Origin of the sequence: Serratia microhaemolytica (genome assembly GCF_004011885.1) — a bacterium.
Taxonomy (GTDB): domain Bacteria; phylum Pseudomonadota; class Gammaproteobacteria; order Enterobacterales; family Enterobacteriaceae; genus Serratia_G; species Serratia_G microhaemolytica.
This window is the reverse complement of sequence record NZ_SBEF01000038.1, coordinates 15,006-29,403: the sequence shown is the minus strand read 5'-3', so window position 1 is coordinate 29,403 and position 14,398 is coordinate 15,006. Positions and strand designations below refer to the sequence as shown.

Genomic DNA, 14,398 nt, shown 5'->3' with positions numbered 1-14,398 from the left:
CCCAAAATGAAAGAAACCTACGCAACATTGTTGATGGAGAAATTTACTTATTACCTGAGGCAGCATCGATTATATACCCGCACACTTGGCATTATTTGAGTTTATAGAAATGAGGGGATCACTAAGATAGATACCCCGCTGGCTGAAACAGAACTGGCTGATTTGGCACCGGGATTGTGTGGTTATGCTGATGCGTTGGGTACCCTGGGAGGGGGTAATCACTTTGCCGAATTGTTGCAGATCGACGAGATCTATCAACCGGACGTAACGGTTAATAAAAAGCGGCTGATGCTACTGGTACACAGTGGCTCACGCGGTCTTGGCCAGGCTATTCTGCAGCAACACGTTGAACGCTTTGGCCATCATGGCCTATTGGCAGATAGCGAACAGGCACAAGCGTATCTTCATCAACATCAGCAAGCATTGGATTTTGCCACACTCAACCGCCAATTGATTGCCCAACGTATCTTTAAACGACTGGGCATTTCAGGCGATTGTCTGCTGGATCTCGCGCATAATTTTCTGGCTCCAGCCACGATCAACGGCATTTCCGGTTGGATACACCGTAAAGGCGCAACCCCGGCAGATCAAGGTATGGTGGTGATCCCCGGTTCACGCGGAGATCACAGCTATATCGTACAGCCACTACCCAGTGCTAGCAGTTTGTACTCTTTGGCACACGGTGCGGGGCGCAAATGGCAGCGCTCTGAGTGTAAAGATCGGCTTTCCAATCGTTTTTCGGTTGAACAGCTAAGCAGAACACGCTTTGGCAGCCGGGTGATCTGCCGCGATCGGCAATTGATCTATCAGGAAGCCCCGGAAGCTTACAAACCGATTGATAGCGTCATTGGTGCGTTGCAACAGGCGGGACTGATTATGGTACTGGCACGGTTAAAACCGCTACTGACTTACAAAACAAGTGGGAGGCGCGAATGATGTTATTACAGATTTCCGCCGCCCATGGCCCTGACGAGTGCTGTCTGGCGGTCAGCCTGGCATTACGTCATCTACAGCGTGAAGCTGCGGCAATGAAAGTCGTATTGCGTGAAATAGAGTCTGAACCGGGGCGGCGTCCGGCGACACTGCGCTCAGTGCTGCTAACGCTTGAGGGTGCCAACGCTGAGTTGCTGGCCGCACAGTGGTGTGGAACAGTACAGTGGATCTGCGACAGCCCCTGGCGTACCAAAGGCAGTAGAAAAAATTGGTTTATTGGCGTAGCTCGTTACCGTGCCGCAACGCTGCTGCCAGAGAGTGAAATCCGGTTTCAGAGCTCAAAATCCTCGGGAGCGGGGGGACAGCACGTCAACAAAACGGAGTCGGCGATTCGTGCTACGCATCTCGCCAGTGGGATCAGCGTTAAAGTGCAAACCGAGCGCAGTCAACACGCCAATAAACGTTTGGCACTGTTATTGATTGCTCACCGATTAGAGCAGCAACAACAACAGCTCTCTGCACAGCAGCGCGCTCAACGGCGGATGTTTCATCATCAAATCGCACGCGGATCGCCACAGCGTATATTTAGAGGCAAAGAATTTACTCCTTGCTGATACTCCATGATAACCACCGGCTTCAGACGCAGTCGGTGGTATCTAACAAGAAAAAATATTATGGAACTACATTATGGAACTACAGCGAAAATATGGTCGAACTTACCATTATCCTTTTTCACCGGGCACAACCAGTGATGATCGGATTAATAAAAATTATTGGCAAAATATTCAGGCAATCGACAAATTAATACATACCGAAAAGCTTGATGGTGAAAACAACTGCCTGAACCGATATGGTGTATTTGCCCGCTCTCATGCCGCACCAACTGATTCGGCATGGACACGTCAAATCCGTCAGCGTTGGCAACAGATTAAAAATGATTTAGGCGAGATTGAGCTATTTGGTGAAAACCTCTATGCGGTTCACTCGATTGAGTATCACGCTTTGGAACAGACATTCTATCTATTTGCAGTACGTTACAAGGATCACTGGCTAAGCTGGGAGGAGGTTAAATTCTATGCAGCACTGTTTGATTTTAGCTGTGTGCCAGAGATAACCCTGAGTCAGCCAGTGATTACAGCAGAAGAATATCGTTTAGCCATCATAGCGCAGGCATCAACGTGTGGCAGCTTTATGCCGCATGATATCAATAACGGTTTGCCCTGCACGATGGAAGGTATTGTTAGCCGCAATGCTGCAGAATTTCCAGTTGCTGATTTTTCCCGGCAAGTTTTTAAATATGTCCGTCACAATCACGTTAAAACCGACCGTCACTGGCGGGTGAACTGGCAACGGGCACGCTTAGTACATGAATATCGACAAGGAGAGCATCATGTGGTGCCTGACTAAAGAAAAGCAGTGGGAAAGTCTGGCACAGCAGTTTCGCTGGGTAGCTGACATGCATCAGGTTGTCCAAGATCCTTACCATCACGCTGAAGGTAGTGTGGCTATTCACACGCAGCGAGTATTGAACGCATTGCATGAGTTGACTGAATTTGCCGCATTGCCGCCACAGCAGCAAGAGTTGTTATGGGCGGCAGCATTACTGCATGATGTGGAAAAACGCAGCACAACGCAGATTGATAGTGATGGGCGGGTGCGTTCTCCACAGCACGCGAAGCGGGGCGAGATCACCACGCGCACTCTGCTGTATCGGGATATTGCCACCCCGTTTCAGCTCCGTGAACAGATCGCTGCGTTAGTGCGTTTTCATGGCTTACCACAGTGGATCATGACGCGTCCTTCACCGGAGCGGGCACTACTCTCTACGGCATTACGGCTGGATACGCGTTTATTGGCGATGTTGGCTCGAGCCGATGCGATGGGGCGTGATTGTGAAGATCAGGCGATGTTACTGGAAAATATCGAACTGTTTGAACTATTTTGCCAGGAGCAGCAGTGTTGGGGCGAAGCACGTCCATTCGGCAGTCAATATCAACGCTACCATTATTTAACACACCCAGCGGCCAGCCCTGATTTTGTGCCGTATGAGCAGTTTGCCAGTGAGGTGACCCTGTTATGTGCCTTGCCAGGGATGGGCAAAGATCACTACATTGCACGTCACGCTGCGGGAATGGCGTGTATCAGTTTGGATGATATCCGTCGTCAACATCGGCTGTCCCCGACCGACAAACAGGCGACAGGTTGGGTAGTGCAACAAGCGAAACAGCAGGCGCGGGTATTATTGCGCCGTGGTGAACCGTTTATCTGGAATGCGACTAACATTACACGTCAACTGCGTAGCCAACTGATTGAGCTATTTATTGCTTACCATGCCAGAGTAAAAATTGTTTATTTAGAAGTACCTTATGCGCAGTGGTTACAGCAGAATGCTAAGCGGCAACACAGCGTGCCGCAGCAGGCGATGAACCAGATGCTAGGTAAGTTGGAGATCCCGCAAGCGGATGAAGCACATGAGATAGAGTTACATGTCCAGTCGGCGCAGTAGCTTCTATATGAGGTGGCATTTGTGGTTGGCGCGACCTTTAGCTTTAACGCTGAGCCTGCTGCAATGTCAGTGGGACAGGGCATGAGTGTTAATACCCAGCTCGACACTAACATCGAGTGAAAAAGCTCTTTCTTTCTCGATGGCTACTTGCTTTAATCTGACAATCTTATTTAACCGATTGCTTCAGAACAGGGAATGTGAACATGCGCACTCAAGCCAGTGGATTGCAATTCACCCTCAGCGCCGGTGGCCAACCGGCTGGCAGCTTCGCGGTGGTCGATTTCACCCTGCACGAACACGACTCCTCGCTGTTTGAACTGGAACTTAACCTCGCCAGCCGCAACCCGGCGGTTGATTTTGATGCGGTGCTCGATCGCGGTGCCACACTCTCGGTCTGGCGCGACGGCGTGCTACAACGCGCGGTTTCCGGCATCGTCACCTGCTTTCAACAGGGCGACAGCGGCTTCCAGCAAACCCGCTACCGCATGTCCGTGCGCCCCAGCCTGTGGCGTTTGGGCTTGCGCCGTAACTCATGCATCTTCCAGCTTGAGACCATCGAACAGATCATCAGCACACTGCTGCGCGAAGCGCAAATCGTCGACTACGCCTTCGGCCTACGCCACCCGCACCCGGCACGCGAATTCTGCGTGCAGTACCAAGAGAGTGACCTCGCGTTTATCCAGCGCCTGGCCGCCGAAGAGGGCATCTTCTTCTATTTTGAGTTCAACCAGGGCCGCCATACCGTAGTGTTTGCCGATGACTGCGGCATCATCCGGAAAAAAGCCAGCCTGCCGTACAACCCGAATGTCGCGGCACAAGCCAACGAGTTGTGCGTCAACAGCCTGATTTGTAGCGCTCAAGTGCGCCCGGCGGAGGTGCAACTGAAAGATTACACCTTCAAAAACCCACGCTGGGATGCGACATTCAGCCAACAGGCCAGCGGTGAAATCGCTCAGCGTCGCAGTTACCAACAGTTTGATTTTCCTGCTCGCTTCAAAGATCAGCAGCACGGTGAAGACTTCACCCGCTACCGGCTGGAAGCGCTGCGCAACGACGCCCGCTTGGGGCGCGGCACCAGCAACGACTTCCGCCTGCAACCTGGCATTCTCCTGACGCTGAGCCAGCACCCGCGCGCTGACCTGAACGGCGACTGGCAACTGATCGCCACCCGCCACAGCGGCCAACAGCCGCAAGCCATGGAACAAGAAGCCGGCGAGCAAGGCACCCACCTCAATACCGAGTTCCAATTTATCCCGCGTAGCCAAACCTGGCGGCCAACGCCACTGCCGAAACCGGTCATCGACGGGCCACATCTGGCCAACGTGGTTGGCCCCGGCAACGAAGAGATCTTCTGCGATGAACATGGCCGCATCCGCGTGCAGTTCCGTTGGGATCGCTACGGCAACAGCGACGACCACAGCTCATGCTGGATCCGCGTCAGCCAGCCGTGGGCAGGATAAGGCTGGGGCATGATCGCCATCCCGCGCGTTGGTCAAGAAGTGGTGATCCACTTCCTGCACGGCGACCCGGATCAACCGATGGTCACCGGCCGCACCTATCATGCAGTCAACCGCGCCGCGCTGAAACTGCCGATGGCAAAAACCCAGATGGTATTGCGCAGCAAAACCCACAAAGGCGAAGGCTACAACGAACTGCGCTTTGAAGATGCTAAAGGCAGGGAGGGCCTGTTCCTGCGTGCCCAGCGCGACATGACCACCCAAGTGCTGAACAACCGCGTCACCGAAGTCGGCGCTAACCATACCGAGACCATTACCGGTCACCAACACACCACCCTGACCGAAGGTCACCGCCACATTGAGGTGCAAAAAGGCAACGACAGCAAAGTGGTCGCCAGCGGCGCGCTCAGCGAGCAGATCGCCAAGGCGAAAACCATCAACGCCGACAGCCTGCACGTTGCTGTGGCTGCCAGCCAGGGTGAAGCCAGCTCCGGCCATCAGGTATTTGTTGCCGACCAGAGCATCGCATTCGGAGTGGGCAAAAGCCAAATTGTGCTCAAACCGGACTGCATCATCATCAACATTGGCGATTCGGTGATCCAACTGAGCGAAAGTGGCATCACCATCAATGGTAAAATTGTCTTGATTAACTCTAACGAGATGCAGAGACAGGAACTCGTTGATGATATTAAATATCAGGATTATGAACCGACACACAAGGAAGTGTTATTTTCATTAAGACACCCGATCGCAGCTTATCATATAGGGAGCATTGACAAAGGTAAGAATAACATTTCAACCATAGCACATCGCTTCGCTAGTTCCGGAACGGGAAAATATGTATTGCAATATCATCAGGACAATGGCAGTACAGAAGGTACCGAGGTGAATGCATTCCGACACACCATCTGGCAAGCAGCTATTACAAGTACCTATGGGAAAGAAATTGCAAAAGAAGCCGGTGATGCTCATGAAGTTAATCCTAATGCACACTTAAGCTCAAGCAGATTGTTCGATACAATGGCAGAAGCTGACCAGTCCGCTGATTTAATGAACAATATAATTGGTCGTAACATTGGCGAAAGCAATAAAAATAAAAACATGCAAGAACTTTCTTTACTTGTACTAGATGATTTTTTCAAAAATGGCCTATATGTAGTCACAAAAAATAAGCAAGAGAAATTTCTGCTTGAAAAGAGGTTGATTATAAAAGAAAAGTATGAATATTTAAAATCATACTATGATGAACTCAATGAGAACGGGAGGCCTAAATGAAGCTACACCTAATGGCTATAAGTTTTTTTTGCATTCTGTTAGCATTATCCGGTTGTTATGAGGAAAAAAACATGGATATTAAAATTAGTCTAATTAAACTTATTGAATCCAATTGTACTGAACATGATGAATGTATAATAAGCTTTAACTCGCTTCCATTAGGGAAATGGGATTTTATTTATATATTCCCAAATGTTAGCCAGAGTTACATCAGAGAAAAGATAGCAGCACCTTATAATATTTATCAGGACATTGGTGATAAGCTGATTGCCATTCATGAAAATAAAATCGTTTATTATCATGAGCTTTTCCCAATGCCAGATAATCCAGCTCAACATAAAAACATTAGATTTTTATTTGATAAATTTAATTACAATAACAGCGACATTGGTTATTATCGCTTAACTCCTGATAATGCTGATGTGCGTGTAATAATAAAAAAATACACTAACGATGGTGCTAACCATATGGTCTTATATGAAATCAACCCAAATAATCAACAACAAATGATTAGATAGCATTACTGTTATCGTTTGCTTCGTGCCTGTTGACTTTAGGGTGCTAACGCCTGCTAACCAAAAAATATTCATGGATTATATAAAAACACTGCCTACAGTACAGCGAGATAAAATTATTATTATGAGGTGATAGTATGGGGGCGAGTCTGTTTATCGGTTGGAATGATAATGGGCAAAGAGAAAGTAATTTTCAAAGGACTGGGGGCTTTGTTAATGGGGGTTATTGGGATGCCTTTGGAGATCTGCTAGATGCAGTTTTTTTGCCTGAATACCCTAAGCTGCATGAGGTGATAAAACCAGAAGAAGGTGAATACCTAAAATTTTATTCATTTGTTGAGTTAGATAAAAAGGACTTTAACAAAGCCGTTAAATTAATCAGGGAGTATCTTGTGAAGCAACAAAACCCAACCGAATGGCAAAAAATGGCAGCGGTGGTGTGGGAGGATGTTGCAGAGCCTTACATTATTCAGGATAAGCGTTATCAGGATGATTAATAAGTAAAAGTAATCCCCGCCAGGGTAATCGCATGGATGCATAAATTTTAACCAACGCGGTCAGTGTGTAGTCATACATGACCTGTCTGGAACCAGATTTATGCGTTTAATGCTCTGCAGTGGTCTTTTTTTATGCGATTTCTGGTCAATAAACATTCGTGTTCTTGCCCTGTAGTTTCTACGCTGTCAGCACCTGCCACCGGATAGGCTTTTAACCAATCCAAAGTGGCAGGCGATATTAAAGGCTTTGCCGAAGCGGAAGACACACTCGACTTTCTGGCTGCGGCTATCGGGGTGATCCCGGTCGTCTGCGATGTTGCAAGAAAGGTAATTAACACATTGAAAATAGAGAATATTATTGAAGTATCGTAGTTGATTAATAGGGGTAACTATTGGAACTCAGGATATTGACTTGCTTTTAGCAAAGTCACAGCTTCAGGGGGTAAATGAGTTGTTTGACAACAAAGGAAATAGCATTTGATTTCGAAAAAATGTTATCAAGATTGGTTGCGGGGGCCGGATTTGAACCGACGACCTTCGGGTTATGAGCCCGACGAGCTACCAGGCTGCTCCACCCCGCGCCTGTCTTGATAACACTGTGACCGTATCGGTCGCACTACATTTATCATTTATCGGTCTGTTACATCGACAACTGCTATTGAACAGCCGATGGTTAACATCTACACCGCTACAGCGGAGAGTAAACAACCAGTCTACAGCAAATGCCAACAACGCTTGAACGACGTTGGTTGCGGGGGCCGGATTTGAACCGACGACCTTCGGGTTATGAGCCCGACGAGCTACCAGGCTGCTCCACCCCGCGTCCGATGGGTGCGCACTATACACGCGATAGGATTTTTTGCAAACCTTTATTTGCAGATAATTTATTGGGTGGCATTTTTCTATTGAAATGTGGTCACAATTTATATTTTTACCTGCTCGCTGGCTAACAGCGGGGGAACAGTGGGGATAGCGATAGCACATGGTTGCTAGCCGCTACTATTTTAAGTAACTTGGCGCAACAACAGTTTCTACAGAGAGTCACTTATGCAACAACGTTGGCGGCGATGGTTATCTGCTGGGATGATGATCGCAGTTTTGATCGCCTGTACCTCAAAACCTACTGGGCAGGGGCAGCAGTACAAAGATGGGCACTTCAGTCAGCCGCTGGTATCGGTTAGGCAGCCTAACGTGCAGGATTTACTTAGTAATCCAAACGATTACACTGCTCAACTTGCCGAGATCCAATCAGCAGCGCCAGCACTGTTTAAGCAACATAGTGTCACCTATCAAGCGGTAGAACGTTGGTTAGCAGCCGGTGGTGATGTGCGGCAGTTAAACCAGTCTGGTTTGATGGCCTACCAGATGGCGGGAGCCGATCAATACGGTAATGTCCATTTTACCGGTTACTACACCCCTGTGGTGCAGGCACGGCGTGTTGCACAGGGGGAGTTTCGTTACCCGTTATACGCGAAACCGGCGGCAGAGCTGGCATTACCTCAGCGTGCCGACATTTATGCCGGCGCGTTGGGCCAGCAGCATATCATCGCTTACAGCAACTCTTTGATGGATAACTTTATCATGGAGGTACAAGGCAGTGGTTATGTCAATTTCGGTGACGATGAACCACTGGTGCTGTTTGCTTATGCTGGCAAGAATGGTCATCCTTATCGCAGCATCGGGCGTATCTTGGTGGAACGGGGTGAAGTTGCCGCACAGCAGATTTCACTACAGGCAATCCGTCAGTGGGCTGATGGTCAAACTGAGCAGGAGGTACGCAAGCTGTTGGAGCAGAATCCATCTTTTGTCTTCTTTCAGCCACAGGATTTTGCACCAGTACGAGGGGCCAGTTCCGTGCCGTTAGTGGCTCAAACAGCGGTAGCGGCAGACAGGCTATTAATCCCGCCTGGCACCACTTTATTGGCAGAGGTGCCACTGATCGATAACCAAGGTAAATTTACCGGCAAATATCAACTGCGCCTGATGGTGGCACTGGATATCGGTGGTGCAATCAAAGGCCATCATTTTGATATCTATCAAGGTATTGGTGAGGAAGCGGGTCATGTGGCCGGTTACTATAACCATTACGGCCGCGTCTGGGTGTTGCAACCCAATCAGACTTGAGCTGCCGTATCAGACGATGGCGCAAACATAGCAACAGGTTAGCTACCGAACAGATTAACGGGTCATTGTGGTATTGCTATTCGGAGTGAACCCCTTGGCAACAATGATAAGGTAATGAAATTAAAATGAGTGTTCCCTATTCAGACGCCTATTTGCAGCGTTTTTCTGGCGTTGCGCGGGTATATGGTCAGCCGGCGCTGGCGTTATTTGCTCAGGCTCATGTCTGTGTCATCGGTATCGGCGGAGTGGGATCATGGGTGGCGGAAGCACTGGCAAGAAGTGGCATTGGCGCAATCACACTGATCGATATGGATGATCTCTGCATCACCAATACCAATCGCCAGATCCATGCGCTGCGCCAACACATTGGCCAGCCAAAAACCAGTGTGATGGCTGAACGTATTTTGGCGATCAACCCAGAGTGCCAAGTGCATTGTGTTGATGACTTCATCACTCCCGATAATGTGGCCCAACTACTGGGGAAGAGTTTCAGCTATGTAATTGATGCAATTGACAGTGTGCAATCCAAGGCTGCACTGTTGGCCTATTGCCGGCGGCAGAAAATTGCGGTGATCACTATTGGTGGTGCGGGTGGGCAGATCGACCCAACCCGGATTGGTGTCGCTGATTTGGCGAAAACGGTACAAGACCCGCTGGCAGCCAAGTTACGAGCCAGATTAAAACGGGATTTCAACTTGGTAAAGAGCAGCAAAGGCAAGTTAGGCATCGACTGTGTTTTCTCCAGTGAGCCGCTGGTTTACCCACAGCCGGACGGTTCAGTCTGTGCGTCACGCAGCAGCACACAGGGCTCGAATCGTATGGACTGTAACAGTGGTTTTGGTGCGGTCACGATGGTGACGGCCAGTTTTGGTTTTGTTGCCGTCGCACATGTACTGAAGAAGATGCTAGCCAAAGCGGCACGCAATCCAGACCAGCCAAAGTGATTGGCGGTGCTCACAGACTGGCGATGTTCGGCTGTCGTCAATCTGATACATCTAACGATTTGATTGATAAAATATCAGTGCTGCTGTTGCTGATTGCGTCGTTTCAGAGAGACAGCCCCGAAAGATGATGCGCTGCTGGTTACCACAGGCGATCAGGTTGTTATTATTTTTATTTTTTAAATCAATTTGTTGATTAAATAATTGATGGATTTCGATTGTTGGCATACAGATTGCTTTATTCTGCCAGTCGATGCTCATTCCATCTGTTATGTCCGCAGGTTAGCGCCATAAATCTGGGAATGATGCAAACGCGTGGTGAAAGTGCCTATTGTCCAGCAACCGATGACGCCTGTTGTTGCATACAGACTCATCACACTGAGGACATTACATTAAGTGAGGCACTGCTGTTAGTCAGGTGTCGGATCTGGGTGCTAAAGATCAACACTTGACCAGCGGATAGTGGTCACAACCGGGGGGCAAGGGATGCCGAGGTTGCTTGCTCCCTGGATGTGATCTGCTTTCGAACTGCTGCATATCTTGACCATTCCACCAGGTTCAGTTCATCGCTGTTGTCGTCGTAGCGCGACAGCTTGCAGTAACTGATTAACCTGCCAGTGATTAAATAACGCTTCCAATGTCATACTCAGTTTGCGCCGCCAGTTTGGATATTGATAGTCGGTGCCGGGAATATTGACCGGTATTACCATGCCGATCCAGTCTTCAGGCTGCAACCCCAATAATGCAGCTTGGCTATCGGCAAGATAGCAGTGCAGCGCTTGGCTAAGTTGTGCGCTCATTGCGGTAGTGTTGAGCAGGGGGGGCTCAATGCAGTCGCGATCACTATTGTGATCTAAATAGCCGTGCTGTTGCAGCGCGGAGAGCAACCCCTGCTTTAGCTGTTCGCGCTGAAGCTGTAACTGGGCGAATTTTTCACCATCGGGGTATAGCCCCAAGCGTTCACCCAGTGTTAAGTCATCAGATTGCCAATAACTATACAGTGTCGGCAGATCGTGTGTGGTCAGCGTCGCAAACGCCTGTGGTGGGTAATCGGCTGGCGTGCGGAATTGCGCCGCATGGTCATGTTCAAAGTAGAGCACTTTATAGGTGTAAATACCTGCCTGATGCAGTTTGTCGCGCATTTCTGCCGGCACCGTGCCGAGATCTTCACCAATCACCATGCACTGCTGGCGTTGACTCTCCAGTGCCAGCAGTGCTAGCAGGTCATCACACGGATAGTGAACATATCCCCCCTGATCAGCATGCTCACCAGCGGGCACCCACCATAAACGTTGTAACGCCATGACATGGTCAATGCGCAACGCACCGTAGTAGGCCATGTTGGCACGTAGCAAATCAATGAAGGGTTGATAAGCGCGAGTCGTTAACACCTGTGGATTGACGGGCGGCAACTGCCAGTTTTGCCCCAACGGGCCGAGTGGATCGGGCGGAGCACCGATTGAAGCTTGCAGGCAGTAGAGTTGGCTATCGCTCCAGGTTTCGGCGCTGTCAGCGGCGACGCCTACCGCCAGATCACCATAGAGGCCAATCGACATTTGTTGCTGTTGGCACAATTGAGCGCAGGCAGTGAGTTGTTGTACTGCCAGCCACTGTAGCCACTGGTAGAAGCGGATCTGTTCAGCCTGTTGCTGGCAGAAGGTCGCTACTGCTGCACTGTGGTAGTGGCGGTAATCGTCAGGCCAGCTTTGCCAGCCTTGAAACTGACTGTTCTGGCTGATCAGTGTGGCTTGCAGAGCATCAAATGTGGCCTGTCGATGCAACTCGATGCCGCCCTGTTGCACAAATTCGGCAAATGCGGCTTGTTGGATCAACAGGGTTTCACTGCCCTGAAAGTGGGCAAAAGCCAGTTTCAGCGCCTGTAACTTCAACGCCATCACAGCAGTGTAGTTGACCCAGTCACTTTGGCGTAATTGGGCTAACTGCCGTTGTATTGCCGGTTGTTGCCACCACTGTTGTGCCTGTTTGCTATGTTGAAATGCTTCGACCTCATCAACGGCAATATAGAGCATATTGAGCCAACGGCGTGACGATGGGCTGTAAGGGCTGGCATTTTCTGGCCTGGCTGGATAGAGCGCATGGATCGGATTAATGCCGACAAAAGCGGCACCGCGCGGAGCCAATTGCCCGATCAGGCTGCGCAGATCGGCAAAATCGCCAATGCCCCAGTTACGTGCTGAACGCAGCGTATAGAGCTGAATAGTAGTGCCCCACACTCTGGCACCCTGTGCCAGTACACGCGGTTGATAGCAGCGGTGTGGCGTGATAATCAACCGGCAGCACCACTGTTGCTCGCCTTGATGAAGCTGTAGCTGGTGATAGCCCAATGGTAGATCGTCTGCCAGCTTGAGTGTGTCGCCAGCACCGATGCTGCCGTGTAGAACAACGCCAGTTTCCAGTTGCAGTTGCCACTGATACTCACCAGAACCGCTCACCGCTATCGTGATGGGTGTGGCATGGCGCACAATTTTTACTCTTGCCAGTGGTGCCTCAGAACGGGCCGTTGTGGTGGCAGATGAATCAGTGAATTGCATTGCAGCGAGCAACTTGTGGCGTGTAGCAGGGGCAATGCTCTGCCATTCGCCGTGCGTATTCAGGTAATTGCTGGCGATGCCAGCCTCGGTTGCGAGTTGATCAGTGTCGGCGTGCATAGTGTTGCCCTTACCCCCAACGTTGCCGTGAGATTTAGCGCCTATACGATGAGCGCTATTGTGGTTGCTATTTTTTCCGTTGCCTGTGCTCGAAATTGTTAGGTACTGAATGCTGTTGGTATCCAAACTGGCAGTGAGCTATTTACTGTCACCACTTACCATTTACCACTCACCATTTACCGCCACTGCTAACGATGTAATGGTTTGTTAATCAAATCGTTGCTTTAATTTAGGTTGAGTTTAATATTTTTAAAGCAATGAAAATGAGTAAATTTTTATTTTATCTATTTCACTGTTCTGCTCTGAATAGCCGCTTCCTTGCAGTTACGCAAATATATTCTAGACTGTAATTTCAGTGTGTAATTTTTACAAAATACGGCCGCAAATAATCGTCAATTAGCTAATCTAACTATCTGTACTTAATAATGATATGTTTTCAATGCCATTTTTATTTAAGTATCAGATATACATCCAGTTATCACAGAATAGTGTTGATGATCTTCTATCAGTTAAATCAATTGACTAATGAATATTTCCAACACGGTCTGTAGCGGATGTCTCGACCAGAGACATATTTGCCCTGTTTAACCTCCAAGTTGCAGTTACTGAGTTATCAACCCGATTGGCCTCAAGAGGAAAGAAGGAAAAGTCAGATGAAAAATAAAGAAAATTATCGTCAAAAAATCGCTGGTTTGACGTTGATTTTAGGGCTCAGTTCATTCATCCCTGTTGCCCAAGCGGCAGTCAACGGCACGAATGACAGCCAATGGCGTTATGAGTTTACTCCCTATGTTTGGGCAGTAGGACAGAGCGGAACTTTTGGCTTGGCTGGTGGCCCGGGCAATGGGCAGTCGTTTGATCAAAGTTTCTCAGATATTTGGAGCAACATGGATATTGCTGGTATGGCGGCGTTTGAAGCACGTTACAACCAGTGGGGGATATTGCTGGATGCCATTTATCTACGCGTTTCTGATGATGGTTCACTTTCGACCCCGAACGGCCTGGCTGATCTCTCGGCTGATGGCCGCGTTACCCAGCAGCAGTATGCGGTAGCCGGTTATTACCGCGCGATAGAGGGGATTACCACATTGGATGCGCTCGCTGGGCTGCGGCTTAACTCGGTGCGCTGGAACGTGGATGCAAACCTCTCTTCACCACTGCTGCCCAATAGCGTGTCGCGTAAATTTGCTGATAGTGAGCGTTGGGTTGATCCCTACATGGGCGTGCGGGTAACGCACCACTTTGATCAGCAATGGAGCGTAGTCGGTTATGCCGATCTGGGTGGCGCGGCATTCGGCTCATCACCTACTTGGCAGTTACTCGGTGGTGTGAACTATGCCTTCACACCAGGGGTGATTGGTAAGGCGGGTTATCGCTATATCTCGATCGACTATGAGAAAGATGGATTTATTTATGATGTTGAAACATCGGGATTTTATCTTGGGGTTGGCATTGTTTGGTAGCGAGAACCCCCAACATAT

13 protein-coding genes, 2 tRNA genes and 2 pseudogenes are annotated in these 14,398 nt (G+C 49.3%); 13 read left to right on the top strand and 4 right to left on the bottom strand.

All coding sequences use genetic code 11. From position 1 onward, the window contains the following. Positions 1 to 144 precede the first annotated feature (144 nt). The 10 genes and pseudogenes from EOJ37_RS11830 to EOJ37_RS14445 form a co-directional block, all read left to right on the top strand. Positions 145 to 936 (top strand): annotated as a pseudogene (locus tag EOJ37_RS11830) (RNA ligase RtcB family protein); the annotation flags it as partial. After that, on the top strand, positions 933 to 1,547 hold the full coding sequence (gene prfH / locus EOJ37_RS11825; protein WP_127960113.1) for a peptide chain release factor H: 615 nt from the start codon (positions 933 to 935) through the stop codon (positions 1,545 to 1,547). The pseudogene EOJ37_RS11830 and the gene prfH, both read left to right, overlap by 4 nt. A gap of 73 nt (positions 1,548 to 1,620) precedes the next feature. Further along, a complete protein-coding gene (locus EOJ37_RS11820; protein ID WP_127960112.1) occupies positions 1,621 to 2,340 on the top strand; it encodes an RNA ligase family protein in 720 nt (239 codons plus the stop codon). Next, positions 2,321 to 3,439 carry an AAA family ATPase gene (locus tag EOJ37_RS11815; RefSeq protein WP_127960117.1) on the top strand — a complete coding sequence of 373 codons (1,119 nt, stop codon included), beginning with the start codon at positions 2,321 to 2,323 and terminating at the stop codon, positions 3,437 to 3,439. The genes EOJ37_RS11820 and EOJ37_RS11815 overlap by 20 nt, the downstream gene beginning before the upstream one ends. A gap of 218 nt (positions 3,440 to 3,657) precedes the next feature. Further along, positions 3,658 to 5,445 (top strand): annotated as a pseudogene (locus EOJ37_RS14850) (type VI secretion system Vgr family protein); the annotation flags it as partial. A gap of 111 nt (positions 5,446 to 5,556) precedes the next feature. Next, a complete protein-coding gene (locus EOJ37_RS15085; RefSeq protein ID WP_420820637.1) occupies positions 5,557 to 6,171 on the top strand; it encodes a DUF6973 domain-containing protein in 615 nt (204 codons plus the stop codon). Beyond that, entirely contained in the window at positions 6,168 to 6,689 is a 522-nt protein-coding gene (locus tag EOJ37_RS11805) for a hypothetical protein (protein WP_155522497.1), read from the top strand. Before EOJ37_RS15085 ends, EOJ37_RS11805 begins: the two co-directional genes overlap by 4 nt. 22 nt (positions 6,690 to 6,711) lie before the next feature. After that, complete coding sequence (locus EOJ37_RS15080; RefSeq protein WP_162473698.1) at positions 6,712 to 6,819, top strand: hypothetical protein; 108 nt, start codon at positions 6,712 to 6,714, stop codon at positions 6,817 to 6,819. Between the two features lie 4 nt (positions 6,820 to 6,823). Then, entirely contained in the window at positions 6,824 to 7,183 is a 360-nt protein-coding gene (locus tag EOJ37_RS11800; RefSeq protein WP_127960110.1) for a hypothetical protein, read from the top strand. A 225-nt stretch (positions 7,184 to 7,408) separates the two neighbouring features. Then, complete coding sequence (locus EOJ37_RS14445; protein ID WP_155522496.1) at positions 7,409 to 7,555, top strand: hypothetical protein; 147 nt, start codon at positions 7,409 to 7,411, stop codon at positions 7,553 to 7,555. A 132-nt stretch (positions 7,556 to 7,687) separates the two neighbouring features. Here EOJ37_RS14445 and EOJ37_RS11795 read toward each other — a convergent pair. Both EOJ37_RS11795 and EOJ37_RS11790 read right to left on the bottom strand, forming a co-directional pair. Beyond that, a tRNA-Met gene (locus EOJ37_RS11795) sits at positions 7,688 to 7,764 on the bottom strand. Between the two features lie 165 nt (positions 7,765 to 7,929). Beyond that, positions 7,930 to 8,006: transfer RNA gene (locus EOJ37_RS11790), tRNA-Met, on the bottom strand. 224 nt (positions 8,007 to 8,230) lie between these two features. On the opposite strand from EOJ37_RS11790, the gene mltA reads away from it, so the two are divergent. After that, positions 8,231 to 9,307: a murein transglycosylase A gene (gene mltA / locus EOJ37_RS11785; RefSeq protein ID WP_127960109.1), complete on the top strand. Its 1,077-nt coding sequence runs from the start codon at positions 8,231 to 8,233 to the stop codon at positions 9,305 to 9,307. Positions 9,308 to 9,432: 125 nt separating this feature from the next. Next, complete coding sequence (gene tcdA, locus EOJ37_RS11780) at positions 9,433 to 10,251, top strand: tRNA cyclic N6-threonylcarbamoyladenosine(37) synthase TcdA (RefSeq protein WP_127960108.1); 819 nt, start codon at positions 9,433 to 9,435, stop codon at positions 10,249 to 10,251. A 51-nt stretch (positions 10,252 to 10,302) separates the two neighbouring features. On the opposite strand, the gene EOJ37_RS14440 is transcribed toward tcdA, so the two are convergent. Further along, positions 10,303 to 10,476 (bottom strand): hypothetical protein, encoded by a 174-nt coding sequence (locus EOJ37_RS14440; RefSeq protein ID WP_155522495.1) that lies wholly within the window; start codon positions 10,474 to 10,476, stop codon positions 10,303 to 10,305. 335 nt (positions 10,477 to 10,811) lie between these two features. After that, the gene (gene malQ, locus EOJ37_RS11775) at positions 10,812 to 12,917 is read right to left on the bottom strand and encodes a 4-alpha-glucanotransferase (RefSeq protein ID WP_127960107.1); all 2,106 of its coding nucleotides are present in this window, start codon (positions 12,915 to 12,917) and stop codon (positions 10,812 to 10,814) included. Between the two features lie 653 nt (positions 12,918 to 13,570). Between malQ and EOJ37_RS11770 the strand changes: the two genes are divergently transcribed. Further along, positions 13,571 to 14,380, top strand: coding sequence for a porin family protein (locus EOJ37_RS11770; protein WP_127960106.1), 810 nt, complete (start codon positions 13,571 to 13,573; stop codon positions 14,378 to 14,380). Positions 14,381 to 14,398: the final 18 nt, after the last annotated feature.

Excerpts from the sequence above, each read along its gene's own strand:
- EOJ37_RS11800 (WP_127960110.1), top strand. The coding sequence starts at position 6,824 with ATGGGGGCGAGTCTGTTTATCGGTTGGAATGATAATGGGCAAAGAGAA.
- EOJ37_RS14440 (WP_155522495.1), bottom strand. The coding sequence starts at position 10,476 with ATGCCAACAATCGAAATCCATCAATTATTTAATCAACAAATTGATTTA.
- tcdA (WP_127960108.1), top strand. The coding sequence starts at position 9,433 with ATGAGTGTTCCCTATTCAGACGCCTATTTGCAGCGTTTTTCTGGCGTT.
- EOJ37_RS11770 (WP_127960106.1), top strand. The coding sequence starts at position 13,571 with ATGAAAAATAAAGAAAATTATCGTCAAAAAATCGCTGGTTTGACGTTG.
- prfH (WP_127960113.1), top strand. The coding sequence starts at position 933 with ATGATGTTATTACAGATTTCCGCCGCCCATGGCCCTGACGAGTGCTGT.
- malQ (WP_127960107.1), bottom strand. The coding sequence starts at position 12,917 with ATGCACGCCGACACTGATCAACTCGCAACCGAGGCTGGCATCGCCAGC.
- EOJ37_RS11805 (WP_155522497.1), top strand. The coding sequence starts at position 6,168 with ATGAAGCTACACCTAATGGCTATAAGTTTTTTTTGCATTCTGTTAGCA.
- mltA (WP_127960109.1), top strand. The coding sequence starts at position 8,231 with ATGCAACAACGTTGGCGGCGATGGTTATCTGCTGGGATGATGATCGCA.
- EOJ37_RS15085 (WP_420820637.1), top strand. The coding sequence starts at position 5,557 with ATGCAGAGACAGGAACTCGTTGATGATATTAAATATCAGGATTATGAA.
- EOJ37_RS11820 (WP_127960112.1), top strand. The coding sequence starts at position 1,621 with ATGGAACTACAGCGAAAATATGGTCGAACTTACCATTATCCTTTTTCA.